Source organism: Photobacterium pectinilyticum, assembly GCF_024357955.1.
In the GTDB taxonomy this organism is placed as follows: Bacteria; Pseudomonadota; Gammaproteobacteria; order Enterobacterales; family Vibrionaceae; genus Photobacterium; species Photobacterium pectinilyticum.
The window spans coordinates 18,342-34,333 of the sequence record NZ_JANEYT010000014.1 but is presented as its reverse complement, the minus strand read 5'-3'; the positions used below and the strand labels follow the sequence as shown (position 1 = coordinate 34,333).

Genomic DNA, 15,992 nt, shown 5'->3' with positions numbered 1-15,992 from the left:
ATTTTAAGCGGTCTAAAAATAACTGAAAAGGAATGCGATTCAATGGATAAGGTTCCAATGTATGCTACCCGTACAGTCCCTCTGACTGGTCACGACCCCGAACAAAAACGCCAAGCACTCAAACTCGCTTTTAATCACACTTGGGAGCTTTATGAATCTCTTTTTAGTGTGATCAATAATGACAAGGCTTATTTTGTCAAAGCCGAACCTTTGCGCCACCCATTGGTTTTCTACTTCGGTCACACAGCCACCTTTTACATCAACAAGCTCAAGTTAGGTAAATACATTGAACATCGAATCAATCCTAATTTCGAATCCATGTTCGCTATTGGCGTCGATGAGATGTCATGGGATGATCTTGATGACACCCATTATCAATGGCCTAGTGTCACTGAGGTCAAACAATACCGAGACAGTGTAAAAGCTCTTGTTAATCAAGTAATAGATGAACTCCAACTGACTCTGCCAATCAACGAAGAAGACCCCGCTTGGATCATCTTGATGGGAATTGAACACGAGCGAATCCACCTTGAAACCTCATCTGTCATCATTCGACAATTACCCCTTGTCGATGTTACCCCTTCTCCCCTCTGGCCAGCCTGCACTGATACCAGCAATGCGCCGGAAAACTGTTTGCTCAGTGTGGCAGGTAGCCACGTGACGCTTGGTAAGAATGATGATGAAACCACCTATGGTTGGGATAACGAGTACGGCACCCAAACCTACCAAGTTGCAGACTTCAAGGCATCCAAATATCTTGTCTCGAACCAAGAGTTTCTCGCCTTCGTCAAAGCAGACGGTTATCGTCACTCGCGCTACTGGGATGATGAAGGTAAAGCATGGCTAGCCTATACCCAAGCGAAGATGCCCCGTTTTTGGCGAGAAAGAGACGGACAATGGTACCAACGAAATTTAACAGATGAAGTGCCACTCCCGTTGAACTGGCCTGTCGAAGTTAACCAGCTTGAGGCCAAAGCTTTTTGTAACTGGAAAGCAGAACTGGCTCAAAGCCCTATCCGCCTGCTCACCGAAGCGGAGTGGTACTTGCTACGACAGAACATTGAAAGTGACTCCCCACATTGGGGTGAGGCTCCTGGCAATATTGAGCTGGGTTATTATGCCTCTTCCTGTCCTGTCGATCGTTTTGAACACGAGGGGTTTTGCGACATCATTGGCAACGTCTGGCAATGGACAGAAACGAGTATCGATGGTTTCCAGGGCTTCAAGGTCCATCCTTTGTACGATGATTTTTCTACCCCCACATTTGATGGCAAACATAACCTAATAAAAGGCGGTTCGTGGATTTCCACAGGAAATGAATCGATCAAAGCTTCGCGATATGCCTTTCGTCGCCATTTTTACCAGCATGCGGGCTTCAGGTACGTTGAGTCCCAGCAGGCACCCGAAACAATGGCGAGTTTAAATATTTATGAAACCGACGAGTTGATTTCACAATATCTTGAGTTTCATTACGGAGCAGAATATTTTGCCGTACCGAACTTCTGTATCCATGGTGTTCAAACTTGCTTGCAAGAAATCCAGCTCTCTCAGCACCAAAGGGCACTCGACATTGGCTGCTCGGTGGGTCGTGCTTCTTTTGAGCTCGCAAAAACATTTGACCATGTCGATGGCATCGATTTCTCGGCGCGCTTTATTCAGCAAGCCTACTCGCTCACCGAGCAAGGGGAAAAACGTTATACCATCAAAACAGAAGGTGACTTAGTCGAGTTCAAATGTGTCACCTTAAGTGATATGGGTTATCAAAATATCGCCAACAAAATCCACTTTGTTCAAGGGGATGCATGTAACCTCAAGCCACAATTCACTCAGTATGACTTGATCTACGCGTCAAACCTGATTGACCGATTAGCAAACCCTCAGCAATTTCTCGGTACCATCCACCAAAGGTTAAATCCCGGTGGATACCTTGTCATAACGTCCCCCTACACCTGGTTGGAAGAATATACTGACAAAGCCCACTGGCTTGGCGGGGTCAAAGTCAACGGGGAAAACTTCACCACCCTTGATGGCTTAACGGAAACCCTTTTTCCCCATTTTGAACTCATCGCAGTGAAGGAAATCCCGTTTGTGATCAGAGAGACCAAACGTAAGTTCCAACACTCACTCTCGGAGATGACCATTTGGCGAAAACGAGAGGGGAACCATTAAGCGCCCCTTTCATACCCCAGCAGCTTCAGAGGGCGTTGGGGTATATACCCAAATCACGGGGGGATATGTTATGTTGTGCGCACCCAGCAAACAACGAAGTAGTATCAGCAGTGAAAACCCCTTGCGTGGCAAAATGTAAGAATAATGAAGGTATCTGTAGCGGATGCCACCGAACGATGACTGAGTTAACAGCGTGGCATACCATGAGTGATCCAGAACAAGAACAGAAGATAGCAGAGATCCAAGGGCAGCAATCCACGCATACCTGCAACCAGTGCGGCCAGCCGGCATACTGTGAGATCAGCGCGGGAAAAACGACTTGCTGGTGCTTCGAGCTTACCAAGCGTGATACGTCAGGGTTGCCGCCAGGCTCTTGCTTATGCCGCCACTGCTTAGAAAAGCTTCCGCTTCTCTAACGCTTTCAGCTACTCCCTTTCGCAGGCATGCACCAAACTATCAATAACCTTTAAAACAATAACATAGCTGTTAACTTGCTTTTATTGAACAGCGTATTATAATTCACCCCATCAAAATCAGGCTCACAGAGATGACTGCTTTAAGAATATTATTCGTTTTATTTTTTGTTTCATTGCCACCGCTCGCATTCGCAAGCAACATAAATGTGCAGCCCGACAATGAACAAATATGCATGAGAGAAATGGAAACCTTACTCGGAAAGCAGCAGATACTATTCAGTGATAGCCAAGCAACTCCTGATGTACGCAGAATGGCAGAAAGAGCCATAGACACGAGCCGTGAGGCCTTTGCCCAGCACGGCAGTTACTGTGACGCACAGCGAGCACTACAACATTTTGATGAGGATAAAGAGAGTGGATTCCATGACCAGCAAGGCGAAGTCAACTTTTTTGGTCGGGGTCACTATTGATATTTCAAGATAACTGATTGGTAGTGCTACTATAATTCAAAACAACTCTTTAACGATATCGTTGATTAAAGTCCTTAATACGGCAAACCTTTGAGGTAATGTATATGAAAAAGTGGCTATTTATCTTGGTACCCTTGTTATTTGCTCTAACGGGTTGTGATACGAATTCAAAGCAAGGTTTTTCAGCTAAGAACCTACAACAGAGCTGGGTACTGACCAAGGTTGACGGTAAAGACATTACCATTACAGAACCCCGCACCGTACCGGGTATGGCTATCGACGCTGACCTGAAAGTCTCAGGATTTGGTGGGTGTAACCGGTTCTTTGGTCAAATTGAATTAGCGGATCAAAACCGAATTCGCCTTGCAGGTATGGGCTCAACTAAAATGGCCTGCATTCAAGATGATCAGGCGACGGTTGAAGCGGTAATGACCCAGTCTCTTCAAGAGTGGAATAATGTAGCGTTGGAAAATGATATTCTGACCCTAACGTCAGAACAGCATATTTTGACGTTCACACCTGAAGAAGTGGCCGACGAAGATAGCCAATAAACCTTTGTTCATTACCTCCCTTATCGCGCAGCTGTTTCTTGGCTGCGCGTGGTTTTGCATAAACTGTATTATGTCTAGTTATGAAAATTAATAAGCGACAAGCAAAAACCCTCAATGAGGCGATAACTCAGTGGGAGAAAAATGAGCAGATCAATGCTGATACCGCCAAGTCACTACGTAATAGCTACGAAGTAGCTGGCTTTGACTGGAAATTACTGGCTGTCTACTCATTTTGGATTGCCATTACCTGCTTTATTATCTCTATTGGCATATTGCTGGCAGATGACTACCTAATGGCTTTATTGGCCACCCTGATTGATACGCCAGCCAGTGTTCTGTCTGTCATCAGTGCAATTTTAGCCGCTGCATCATTTTCCTTCGGCATTAAACGTCGGCGTCGCTATCCAGAGAAGTACTTCAGCAATGAAGCCATGTATTTCTTTGGCGTGCTTTGGACTGCGGTATCGGTTGGGTTCTTGAGAGAAACCGCATGGTTCAGCGAAGTCCATGACGCAATCTATTTACTGATTTTGACTCTGGTATACGGTGGGATCGGGTTCCGCTTATCCAGCATGCTGGTTTGGATTTTCGCCCTGCTGAGTTTTGCCGGATGGGGACTGGAGCAGTCGAGTTATTTTGCCGAGCCATCGGGTTACTTCTTGGGCCTAAATATGGCATGGCGCCTTGTCGTTATCGGCTTGCTGGTGCTGGCTACCGCTTGGTGGTTCGGGCGTAAACAGTCCGCAGCAACAGAAGCCGCTGGCGTCCAGGTAAAAACAATATCGCCAGTTAACAAATTTGCTTATCTGCAAGATCCTACACGATTCATTGGATTGTTTTATCTGATGTTCGCGTTATGGCTAGTTTCATTTATTGGTAATCACACCAGTGCATCGACTTGGTCGAAGGTATCTCAAGTCACCTTCTTTCCATGGGCAGTGCTATCTGGGTTGGTATGCATAGGGTTGCTTTACCACGGTATCAAACATGCCGATAAGCTCACACGAAGTTTCGGTATCACCTTCTTGCTAATCAATCTCTACACCCGTTACTTTGAGTATTTCTGGGATGCTATGCATAAAACTGTTTTTTTCGCCATACTGGCGCTGAGTTTCTGGCTGATAGGCACCAAAGCTGAAAAGTTATGGCAACTAAGCCATATAAAGGAAAACGAAGACACATAATCTTCAGTGACTTGGCAGGAGGAAACATTCGCAACGTCCCCCTGCCTAAATCCTACCGCTCTACTTCAGATTGCGCTAAATATGTCTGTACTTCAGACTTACCCATATACTTACCGAGTGTTTTAGCAGGGACTGCGCGTAAATCCACCACAATCAAACCATCAAGCGCATCATTGAAATCGGCATCGACGTTAAAGCACACCAACTTGCCGTTTAGACCAAGGTACTGCCTCAACAGCACCGGAACGCCTTTACCTCCCTCAAGACGAGAGATCACCTTGGATAGCAGTTGAATATCTGCCAACGATGACAACATCTCGGTTTTCCAAAATAATGGGGCTTTCTGTACTAAAGGGTTACTCGCAGAGACCAATTCAGCACTTTCTATATCATAGTGATGTACAGCCATACTCTCGACCAATAAATGCCGAGCTTCTGAGCTGTAATCATTGCTAATACTCACAGGCCCAAATAAATGGGTGTAACGAGGATGTCGATAAACAAATGTCGCGATGCCTTTCCAAAGCAACATCAAAGCACTCAGGCTTTTTTGATAGTCTGCCGCAATGACCGAACGCCCCAACTCTATGGCACTCCCCTGCTGGCGAATAAACCGTTCATCATAATTGAACAAAGTTCGGGAATACAATCCATCGATCCCTTCAGAGTCCAATATCCTATCCACCAAGCCTAAACGGTAGGCACCAACTAAGCATTGTCGGTCACGATCCCAGACAAACAGATGATGGTAGTAATGGTCAAACTCATCAACATCCGTCGCTTTTCCTGTCCCTTCCCCTACTGCACGAAAGTTTACTTCCCGCAATCTGCCGAGCTCGGCCATAACCGCAGGGATACGCGCAGCCAACGTACAATAAACATCAAACTGTCCAGAGGAAAGCAGGTGTTCTCCCCTATCAAGTTGGCTAATTTCATGGGTCAGTATATCTGGAGCAACAGGTGCGACGATAGGCTCAGCATCAGAATCAAATACTGGGATCTTCGGCTTTTTTGCGTTTTTCAGCTGACTACCCAACAAATATGTATTGAGCCTTAAATAATTAACCAGCTTCTTGCTGTCCTCGAACCCTTTGATCTCTTTGAAACTGATTGCTTCACCAATAGCGAGATTAATTTGCCTGTCACGCTTATTGAGCAGTTCACGGCCAAGCATCAATGTTCTCAGCAACGGGTGAATTCTGCCAGCCATATAAAACTTTCGGCTGTTCTTGCCATCAATATAGACAGGGACCGTCGTCGCCTTACTTTTGCTGATCAAACGGCTAACAGAATGGCTCCAATCTTTATCGGTAATACTGCGGGTTTTATGGTCGTACGCTGAAACTTCACCAGCCGGAAACATTAGCAGCAACCCACCATTGGCTAGATGCCGGTTCGCTTCACGCAAGGCTTTAACGTTGGCTTTTACCGCTTGTGGGCCTTCGAAGACATCGACCCCGATAAACAGCTCATCTAACTCAGAAACCGTTTTCAGGTAATGGTTTGCCAAAATCTTAATGTCTTTGCGCACCGACCTTAGCAACTCGGCCAGTATGACACCTTCTACACAACCTAATGGGTGATTAGCCACAACAACGGTCGCCCCAAGTGCTGGAACTTGGGCAAGCGAGCCTTGCTTAACCGAGTATTGGATACCTAGTGTATCCAAAGCGTAGCGGAGAAAAGCACCCACACCGCCACCAACAGGACGAGCAGCGTAAAACTGATCCAGTTTTTTTAACCCCGTCGCCCACTCAGTGACGTGCTCCCCCACACCGAATGGCGTTTTACGAGGGAGTCGAAAAGGACTTGTCACTTCCATGTATGTTTTTACCTGTTTAATCATTCAACCAATGAATGAAAATTATGAAACAGCCAGATGACCGATTCGTGGCACTTTTACGGCAAAATAATGAGTGAAATGCGACGATATGATGAAGCACTAAGTCGCATACTGTTGAAACAGGAATCGGTACTTTATACCAACCTACATAAATATTTGATCAGTCTTGCTGGTTAAAACCGCTGTTCTCTGCGTTAGATATTATGTAATTAGAGCCACTAGTTACTGCAATATCTGCCTTGATAACAACGATTTTTCCAATGCAACTGCTTATCCAGGTTGGTATTAGTGGATAGTAATTATAAATTAGCGCCAAGTTGCTGCTATCATGGTAAAAAATGATGGAGAAATAATAATGAAATCCAAATTACTGCTTGCTGGACTGCTTGCTGCCTCTACGGTGTTAAGCGGTTGCTCTGGGGACGAAGTCGGAGATGTCTCGCTGGGTATGTTCACCTTAAAGGATATAAAAATCGGCCATTTAAAAGATGATGTAGTAACAGGTGTCACATGCCATATCGCCTCTGTCGAAGCCAATTTAAGCCTTGCCGATCCAAGTGACAGTTCCATATCCTGCCGTCAAACGGGTGACATTACCCCAGAGATGATCGCACAAATTGACAAGTCTAAGTCAGGTGAAGTGGTCTTTAAGAAGTCCAAAAGCATCTTCTTCAAAACGATGAAGGTAAGACGCATCTATGATGCTGATAGCCAGACGCTACTGTATCTGTCATATACCACCAAAGAGACAGAAGGTAGCTTCAAGCATAGCCTATCGACCGTTCCACTCTATGGAACAAAAGCTTACCAGGCTCCCGCTGTCGCTGAATAAATTAGTATCGCGTTAAAGGTGAAGATAGTGCCTGTTCCCCCTCAATACTACTCTTCACCATTCAACATATTATTTTGAGAAACCAAGCAACTAAACGCACGCAAGACACGGTTAAAATTAATAATGATGGCAATACCATCTATCGCCATGATGACTTTATTTACACCTCACTGATTATGGCTCAGGTTCTGCCATGACAACATTACTCTCTACAAAACAAAAAGTGCGACTCTTCAAAGTCGCACTTTTTTGTCCTACCGTTTAATGGTTAGCTTATTATTCCGCTTAACTTTTAACATCAACCTTGCTGCAATTACCCCATAAACAACAGCCTGTAACCATAATTGCCCCCATAGGGACAACACTTGGTCAAAGTCGGCACCCATTTGGTTTATTCGCAGAAAAGCATTAATAGCTGGGGTTGATGGTGCTAATTGCGCCAGCAGTAATATAGGTTCAGGGATAATTTCAACAGGCCAAATAAATCCGGCCGAAAAAACCAATGGGAGTGAGCTTAGCAAAACCACAACAGTCGCCAACTCTCGCCTTGGGATCAGCTGCCCTAGAATCATCCCCAGAAAAATCACGCTTAACAAAAATGGCATCGTAATCAAAGCCAAATCCGTGATCGAAGCTAATCGACTGATGTGGTAATAGCTAAAACTGAACCCAAAGTAATACATAACTAAAGGCAGATAGATAAGGGTGAAGACGATACCACGAACAAGTACTACTCGCCTTGCTGGAAAATGTACCCAGTAGCCACTTTGGCCTGCTCGCAGGTATTCATTTTGCCCGCCCCCCAAAAGACCAACTGCAATCAGTAGTGTCTGGTGAAGGATCAATACAAATACCGCCGGTACCACATAGTTCACATAACCCATTGTCGGATTAAATACTGGCTGGGCATTGAGCTTAATCGCCGTGTAATGCTCAGCGGCCAATGCCATATCGCTACCCGCCATGACCATCCGGGCCACTTTTACCGTTGCGCCCAATGTACCTGCAGCCGTTGCGATCCCTTCAGCTATTGTGCCATAGACCAAAAAGTAAGCGGCATCACCACCGTAGGCCAAGGTTGGACTTTTGCCAAGCAAAACATCACGCTGGAAATTTTTAGGGATCACCAACAGCCCTTGCACCGAACCTTGATCCACCAGCGCTTTGGCGACATCAATCGACTCTGCCCGAGCGGAAATCATCACCTGTGGTGTCGCATCGACCATACGCTCAAGTTTGCGCCCTAATTCCGACTGATCTAAGTTGACGACAACTATCTGCTGCTCTCGTGGCAATTGGTTGGTATAGGGTAACGGATAAAGAAACGAGTAAATCAGTACCCCGCCAAACACAGTAAATAGAATCGATGGGTTGGTAAAAATAGCCTTTAGTTCAAACTTAAACAATGAACGCCAGCTCATACTCCCCCCTCATGCTTTGCACTTAATATATTTACTCGCCAAGCGGCCCCTATCCAAGTGATCAGAAAGGCTAGCAAGCACAGCAGCTGCGGCATCGCCTGTAGAGCTGTCATACCATGGTTTACCTGATGTAGTTGAACATCCAAATAATGACTCGCGGGCAGCATTGCCCGCCATACAAGCGCAAAAGTAGGCATGTCTGTTGCGGGGAAGGTCACCCCGACAAAGGCAAAAGCCGGAGCGGTAAAACCTGCCGCCAAACTCATCGCTTTGGTTGCATCAAGGGTGAACAAGTAGAACATGCTGGCCACACCTTGGCACGCCAGAACCATCAACAACTGGGCAAGTATCAAAATCCACCATTGCCCATGCATTGGCCAATCCAACACTCCATACAAGGCAACAAGGAAAATAAGCCCTTGGATAAAGAACAGCAGTGTGTAGGGGATGAGTTTGCTCATTAAGTGACTTTTAGGCGTTACACCTAACCAAGCGTTAATCCCTCCACGCCGCTGTTCCGCCGACAAAGCCATAATCGTGGTGATCACTATCGCGATTTGCCAAATAGCCGGAATAGTCGCCGACACCAGGAATTGACCATAATGACTATTTACGTTGTACAGCGGGGTGATCTGGTTTCTAACCGGAACGGCCTGTCCTAGCGCTTGCTGAGGAACACGGCTACCAGAGACCATATTTCTCATGGTATCGATTTGCGCGTTAAGGGTTCCCTGGGCCTGCATCACAGCGGAGTTCACCAATTTAGCAATCAGCACAAACTGGCTGTTATAAAACACAGTTGCCGTCGGTGATTTCCCTAACTTAGTGTCTTGCTCCAAATGGGTTGGGATCACCACCAGCGCATAAATATCTCCACCTCGAAGAGCATGGCTTCCCTCTGCAACCGAAGCATAGGTATTAGAAACCGCCAGAGTTGGGTTAGCATCGTAATAACGTACCAGCTGCCGCGAAATTTGACTGTGGTCTAAATCAACCACACCAACGGATAAGTCTCTTGCGATACCCGCCGAGAAGATGCCCCAAATTATTGCGAACAGCATCAGGGGCAGCCATGTTGCCATTGACAACAGCCAGCGCTCATTGCGGATCAGTCGCCATTCACGAGTGAATTGCATCATCATTCGCTTACAATCACACTCATACCAACACGAAGCCCAGCCACTGGTTCTATAGGGCGTGCTTCTACTTCAAACGTACGCATATCAAAACCCTGAGCAGCATCCGTTGTACGCCATGTAGCAAAGTCGCCCATCACGGCAACGTGAGTCACCTTAAAGGTGTATGCCTGATCGCCCAACGCCGGTACTCTCGCTTTAAATTCGGTTCCTTGCTGGTAGTGTCTTAGATTGTCTTCGCGAACATTGAACAGTGCCCAGGCATCGTCCATATCTACGACACTGACTACCGGAAAACCTTGAGGAGCAAGCTCACCTTCGTGCAAAAGCACTTGGCTGACTTCACCATCAAACCAACTGGAAATCTGGGTATCTGCCGCGTAGGCTTCGACTTCAGCCACCGCCCCTGCTGCCATACGAACCTTTTCTGCTGCAGCACGCTTGGTCTCTTCCCGCGCCCCTTCTTTGGCCATGGCGAACATTTGGTAGGCCGCTTGCTCGGTATAGCGCGCCGCTTGCCACTGGGTGTACGCTTCATCACGTTTTTGCTCTGCCATTACCCCTTCTCTATAGAGGTTATCCACACGGCGATAGGTCTTTTGCATCAATGTTGCAGCCGCTTTCGCTTTTTGCCATTGATCTCGTGCAGCCGCAACTTCCTGCTCTCGAGCCCCTTTTTCTGCCTGTTGTGACATCGCATCTGCAGCTTGCTCACCAGCACGGGCCTGCTCAAGCTTGGCATCAATTTCCGGACTCAATAGGGTAAACACTAAATCTCCTTTAGCAACCCTATCGCCTTTACGTACAAGGACTTGATCAATACGACCCGGCACTTTGGAAGAGATATTATAATACTGGGCCTCAATTTGGCCCTGCATACGAACAGGCGCAGGTTGATAAGCCAGCCAAAACTGATAACCCAGCCAGCCCACCACCGCGATGGCTGACACTGCAGCGGCGATCACTTTCGTACTTGATTTGCCGTTTTTCATGACTGAACCTCTAACCCTTGATATTGCTGATATTGTTTAAAGCTGTTGATTTCACTGCTGACCGCTAACAACCGGGCCAGAGAAATGACATATTGATAAGCGGCAGCTGCACGCTGAGTTTTCACTCCAGCCAGATACAACTCGGCGTCAACAACACCCAATGAGGTTGACAAGCCTTGGCTAAAAGCTTTTTCACGCAAGCTGACATTCTCTTTGGCCAATTCCAAGCTCGACGCTAAACCGTTGTATTCCTCTAAAGACTGCAGCGCCTCCCGGTAGGTTTTCTCTACCAGCACCGTGAGATCTTGCTCTGCCTGTGCACGAAGGTAGTTTACTTGGGTTACAGCACTGTGTGCCGCTTTCACTTTGCCTGAGCGGCCAGAGCTATCGAGCAGCGGAATATTCACCCCCACACCAACGGCCCAATCCGGTTCTGTTTTGGCTGCTAGCGTATCGTCTTCATAGAGGTTGTAGTTACCGTAAAGGTACACTTCCGGGTAATACTTACCCTTTTCCGCCGCCATCAAACCCTGGGCCTGTTTCTTTTTGGCATCAAGAAGTTGCAGGCCGGGGTAGCCTGCTAGTGTCTTATCGATAAACGCAGACATAGGTGGAAGAGATTCGTTCACAAACAGTGAAGAGATCGGTACTGCAGGCGTATCGACTTTCAACAGTTTGGTCAGGGCAACTTGGGCAATTTCCATGTCCCGCTGAGCTTTCTGACGCTCAACCCGGGCTTTATCATAAGATGCCTGCGCCTGCAGGCGCTCAACTTCGGCTATTTGGCCTTGTTGCTCTAATTTATTTGCACGCACGAAATGCTTTTTCAGGCCATTTTCGACCTCGATACGCGTTTCCAGAACCTGCTGAGCCAAAGCAACGCCAAAATAGAATTTAGAAAGGTCTTCAAAGGTCGCTTGCTGCTTCATGGCAAGCAGTTGGGTCGCTTCTTCAGTTTGGCCTTTCGCGATATCCTGTGCCGCGGTGATACGTCCCCCCGTGAAAATCGGCCACACTGCACGAATAGAGCTGGTGAATACCTCTCGATTAGTCAACTGTGATGTGAAAAGTTGGTCAAAAATCGGAAGGCCAGAAACAACATCACCAATAGGCATGCTCTCAATCAAGTCTGAAGGCTTAATTTCTACCGGCTTATCAAGCCGAGTATATTTCGCCGTGGCGCTGATTGATGGCAAATACAGGTCCTTCGCGGCATCCTGCATGTTTTGGCTACGCGCAATATTGGCTCGCTCAGCAGCAAGGCCATCATTTTGGCTGACCACGGCCTGCCAAGCATCAAGGAAGCTAACCGGATGTTGAGCCGGAGAGGCAGTCGCAACAGGGATGGAAGCGTTATGTGGGTCATTAACAATAATGTCATTGGCATTCGCAGATGCCGGTACAACCATCATCGCCCAACAGGTGAGCGCTGGCGTTAATCTCATTGTGAAAATACCTATATGCCTGTTTATTTGGCTTGATTTGCCAATTTTAGAGCAATAGCTCTAAAAATCAATAAATGTGGTGCAAGTCACGCAAGGTTAGGTACTCATATATAAAAAAGAACCTATATGAATTGACGTAAGAGCAAGTTTATACGTTCTACAGCTGCTGATAATGGCTAAGGGTCCCTATCCAAACTCAGAATAACTTTCTGGTACACCTTTGGGGTGAGACCACTAATACGCTTAAAAGAGCGGGAAAAATGCGCGATGTTTGAATAGCCCAGTTGGCTTGCAATATGCGTCAGTGATAAATCTTCGGCCATCATATCTACCGCAACGGTGTAAAGGAGGTTATCTTTGAGCCGTCGGAAGCTGGTTCGCTCCTCGGTTAATCTCCGCTGTAAGGTTCGCGGACTCATACTGAGTAACTCAGCCGCTTCTTCTAGCGTCAGGTTACGTTCCCTAACGTAAGGCAGTAAAGAGGTAAAAACCCGATCGGTAAAATTTGCATGCCAGCGAATTAAAGGCGCTTTGGCCTCTGAGTCTTTAGCTGTGATACGCAGTTGTTGTGCCAATACATCGTCGTCAATTAACCATTCAATCCTTTCATTACCAACGAAATACTGGATTGAATTACCCAAAATGGAGCTGTATATATCCGAGTCATTGGATTGAATCTTAATTTGACTCGGCAACCAGTCACTATGGGTAAGCACACGAATAAATTCGACCGCATATAATACAGCCCACACTTCAGACCATAAGAAGTGCGCGCTTTCATCAGCACGGCGCTTGCACCAATACCAGGTTCTGCCATGGCTTGACTCCAGACCAACATTAACCACAGTCGAATCATGTTGAAACACAGTTTGCGTCAGCTCCAAGGCATCTTTCACTGTTTTACAGTCGGCAAACTCACCGATCAGGCGGGGGATGGCTTTTCGGCGGATCGCGGTTCGTAATATTTCCCCGAACTGAGTAAGCCCCAACTGGTTAGCCAATAGATATATCAGCTTTTTCATCGGCTCTTGAGGCAGAAACTCTTGGTCTAAATCAAACAGATCCGGAGGCAGCCCGGAATCTTTGATTACTTTATGGGGGTCATGATTATATTCATAGAAAATCTCTACGATTAAACGAGCATAGCCAGACTTAATCAAAGGGACAATGGGATCTTTGCCACTGATCATACGCTTGAACTCAACATCTTTACCATAAACATTAAGGGTAGAGCGTAGCCTCGATATGGCAAATTCGAACTAACGTGAACACGCTAACTCTGAGGAAGATTAGAACTATTTAAACGCAAAAAACTCATCATTACAGCCGGTGTGACCAGGTCCCCTTCTCACTACACAGACTTATACCAATCTGGATAAGTCGTTGATCAAATATTTATGTAGGTTGGTATTAATGCAACCAGACGCTTAGGCGCAACAAAGCAACTTGGGCCAAACTTATACCCAAGTCACTTCACGTTCAGGGTTTACCTCATATGGCTGTACCGGTATGCCGATTGATTTAGCACCGATCATCTTCGAGCTATGTGTGATTATTATCAGCGCAGCGATCCTCGGTACGCTCTTTTTGTATGCCTGCCAACCGATAATTCTGGCTTATATCGCCGCTGGGGTAGTTATTGGCCCCTACGGCTTCAACCTGATCCCTAATACCGAACACATCACCCAGTTCGGCAATATTGGTGTGATTTTGTTGCTGTTCCTTATCGGTTTGAACTTACAGCCCAACAAGCTACTTAGCCTATTTAAAGAAAGTGCCATTATCACCCTTGGCACCTGCGCTTTCTTTTTTACCGTTACGCTTCTGTTTTGCTTAGCTATTCAATTATCGATACTGGATGCGGTGATCAGTGCGGCAGCATTGATGTTTTCCAGTACTGTCATTGGCTTGAAATTAATCCCGACGACAACGCTTCACCATCAACGAATGGGGGAAGTGATCACCAGTATTTTGCTAGTACAAGACGTCATAGCAATCAGTGTAATCATCTTTCTCAATATGGACGGTGGCAATGCCATGTTGGTCGGTTTCCTGCTGATGCTGGGTAAGTTCGTCGCAATATGCACTCTCGCGTTTATCGGTGTACGCTACATTATATTGCCTCTTTTTCAGCGATTTGACGTCATTCAGGAATACAGTTTCCTAACAACCTTGGCGTGGTGTTTCTTCTGTGCTGAATTAAGCCATCAGGTTGGGTTATCTTATGAAAGTGGTGCGTTTATCGCGGGGATCTCGATTGCCACCAGCCGAGTCTCACAAGCGATTTCTGTACACTTAAAGCCACTGCGTGAGTTCTTTTTGATCTTGTTCTTTTTCGCCATTGGCGCAAGGATGAACTTCAGTGAGTGGAATATCTATACCTTCTTTGGACTGGCGTTTGGCGGTTTGCTGGTTGTGATCAAGTATTGGGGATTTTCTATTGCCTTAAAGCTCGCTAAAGAAAAGCCCACGATGCAATATGAGCTAAGTGCAAGACTCAGCCAAGCCAGTGAGTTTTCCTTCCTGGTTGCCTATGCGGCAATGATAAGTGGGGTGTTATCGATGGAAGCGACCCTATTTATTCAAATGGCAACAATTACAACTTTTATCATCTCAACCTATTGGGTGGTAAACCGCTTCCCGACACCTATATCGACGATCAAAAAACTCCGCAAGGATTAATGCCCCCTACGTTGCTCCACTTGCCACAACCCGCCACCCCGTAAATGGTTGGCTGGCCTGCAGCAGGATTTCATCATTGCTGACACTAATACGTACCATCGTTAAGCGCTCAAACCCTCTCTGAGCCGCTTTGTTGTTCAACCAACTATCCACACTCTTAATCTTTGCCTTGAGTGCTCGCTTAAAATTACGATGATCAAGTAAGATAAACTCTCGCTGGGTTGAAAAATCAGCTTGATTGATTAAGGTAAATAACTGGTCATCAAGTGTTTGCCTGTCTAATAGCTTAAGTCCTGACAATACATCCAAGGTTTCATCACCAACGGTAACTTGGGTGAAGACGTAATTCTGGCGACGCAAACCGGACAGCACGGCGTTGTAGTTAGCCAGTGACATCTCAAGGCTATACTCCACTTTATCAACAACACCGTCAGCCATAAATGCGGTCAGCATTCCCCCTTCGGTATGAAACAAGTTCGCTTCATCAAAACAAAATGCGGCATTCTCTTGTTCACTGTCTTCTGCTATACCAGTTTGATAAAGGGCTGAACAATCAAAACTGTCAGGGAGTGAGCGGACATAGTCCACAGAGTCACCAAACTCGAACTCTTGCAGCAGAGCCGTCGCATGGGTAACTGGTGAAAGCAACGTTGATATCACACTGAAGACAAACAAATAAGATGGTAATTTGGAGCAGGAAAGCAATTGAAAATAGGTGTGGGTACTCGAGAAAGCAAAAGGCATGATCAACACTCCATGTAAGCCACGATTATATATCAACCTGTAGGATTTAGAAGGCAGGACTTTGTCGATATACCCAAGAGACCCTAAAAATCTTGATTAGTTAGAAA

Annotated in this window: 14 protein-coding genes; 7 read left to right on the top strand and 7 right to left on the bottom strand. The window is 46.3% G+C overall.

Features of this window, described 5'->3' with window-relative positions:
• Positions 1-42: 42 nt before the first annotated feature.
• The 5 genes from ovoA (at position 43) to NHN17_RS08330 (ending at position 4,790) form a co-directional block, all read left to right on the top strand.
• Positions 43-2,169 carry a 5-histidylcysteine sulfoxide synthase gene (gene ovoA, locus NHN17_RS08350; RefSeq protein WP_255041824.1) on the top strand — a complete coding sequence of 709 codons (2,127 nt, stop codon included), beginning with the start codon at positions 43-45 and terminating at the stop codon, positions 2,167-2,169.
• A 110-nt stretch (positions 2,170-2,279) separates the two neighbouring features.
• Entirely contained in the window at positions 2,280-2,585 is a 306-nt protein-coding gene (locus NHN17_RS08345; RefSeq protein ID WP_255041823.1) for a DUF1289 domain-containing protein, read from the top strand.
• A 233-nt stretch (positions 2,586-2,818) separates the two neighbouring features.
• Positions 2,819-3,055 carry a hypothetical protein gene (locus tag NHN17_RS08340; RefSeq protein WP_255041821.1) on the top strand — a complete coding sequence of 79 codons (237 nt, stop codon included), beginning with the start codon at positions 2,819-2,821 and terminating at the stop codon, positions 3,053-3,055.
• Positions 3,056-3,159: 104 nt separating this feature from the next.
• On the top strand, positions 3,160-3,606 hold the full coding sequence (locus NHN17_RS08335; RefSeq protein WP_255041819.1) for an META domain-containing protein: 447 nt from the start codon (positions 3,160-3,162) through the stop codon (positions 3,604-3,606).
• Between the two features lie 80 nt (positions 3,607-3,686).
• Positions 3,687-4,790 carry a hypothetical protein gene (locus NHN17_RS08330; RefSeq protein WP_255041817.1) on the top strand — a complete coding sequence of 368 codons (1,104 nt, stop codon included), beginning with the start codon at positions 3,687-3,689 and terminating at the stop codon, positions 4,788-4,790.
• Positions 4,791-4,842: 52 nt separating this feature from the next.
• On the opposite strand, the gene NHN17_RS08325 is transcribed toward NHN17_RS08330, so the two are convergent.
• Complete coding sequence (locus tag NHN17_RS08325; RefSeq protein WP_255041816.1) at positions 4,843-6,612, bottom strand: bifunctional lysophospholipid acyltransferase family protein/GNAT family N-acetyltransferase; 1,770 nt, start codon at positions 6,610-6,612, stop codon at positions 4,843-4,845.
• A gap of 376 nt (positions 6,613-6,988) precedes the next feature.
• Here NHN17_RS08325 and NHN17_RS08320 point away from each other — a divergent pair, with 376 nt between their 5' ends.
• Positions 6,989-7,465: a CreA family protein gene (locus NHN17_RS08320; protein WP_255041815.1), complete on the top strand. Its 477-nt coding sequence runs from the start codon at positions 6,989-6,991 to the stop codon at positions 7,463-7,465.
• Between the two features lie 254 nt (positions 7,466-7,719).
• Here NHN17_RS08320 and NHN17_RS08315 read toward each other — a convergent pair whose 3' ends face one another.
• From NHN17_RS08315 to NHN17_RS08295, 5 genes are all read right to left on the bottom strand, one after another.
• Positions 7,720-8,886 carry an ABC transporter permease gene (locus NHN17_RS08315; protein WP_255041814.1) on the bottom strand — a complete coding sequence of 389 codons (1,167 nt, stop codon included), beginning with the start codon at positions 8,884-8,886 and terminating at the stop codon, positions 7,720-7,722.
• A complete protein-coding gene (locus tag NHN17_RS08310) occupies positions 8,883-10,028 on the bottom strand; it encodes an ABC transporter permease (protein ID WP_255041813.1) in 1,146 nt (381 codons plus the stop codon). Before NHN17_RS08310 ends, NHN17_RS08315 begins: the two co-directional genes overlap by 4 nt.
• A complete protein-coding gene (locus NHN17_RS08305; protein ID WP_255041811.1) occupies positions 10,025-11,014 on the bottom strand; it encodes an HlyD family secretion protein in 990 nt (329 codons plus the stop codon). Before NHN17_RS08305 ends, NHN17_RS08310 begins: the two co-directional genes overlap by 4 nt.
• Complete coding sequence (locus tag NHN17_RS08300; RefSeq protein WP_255041809.1) at positions 11,011-12,459, bottom strand: TolC family protein; 1,449 nt, start codon at positions 12,457-12,459, stop codon at positions 11,011-11,013. Before NHN17_RS08300 ends, NHN17_RS08305 begins: the two co-directional genes overlap by 4 nt.
• A gap of 176 nt (positions 12,460-12,635) precedes the next feature.
• On the bottom strand, positions 12,636-13,649 hold the full coding sequence (locus tag NHN17_RS08295) for a helix-turn-helix domain-containing protein (RefSeq protein ID WP_255041808.1): 1,014 nt from the start codon (positions 13,647-13,649) through the stop codon (positions 12,636-12,638).
• Between the two features lie 256 nt (positions 13,650-13,905).
• Between NHN17_RS08295 and NHN17_RS08290 the strand changes: the two genes are divergently transcribed.
• Positions 13,906-15,141 carry a cation:proton antiporter domain-containing protein gene (locus NHN17_RS08290; RefSeq protein ID WP_255041807.1) on the top strand — a complete coding sequence of 412 codons (1,236 nt, stop codon included), beginning with the start codon at positions 13,906-13,908 and terminating at the stop codon, positions 15,139-15,141.
• A 6-nt stretch (positions 15,142-15,147) separates the two neighbouring features.
• On the opposite strand, the gene NHN17_RS08285 is transcribed toward NHN17_RS08290, so the two are convergent.
• Positions 15,148-15,885, bottom strand: coding sequence for a hypothetical protein (locus NHN17_RS08285; RefSeq protein ID WP_255041806.1), 738 nt, complete (start codon positions 15,883-15,885; stop codon positions 15,148-15,150).
• Positions 15,886-15,992: the final 107 nt, after the last annotated feature.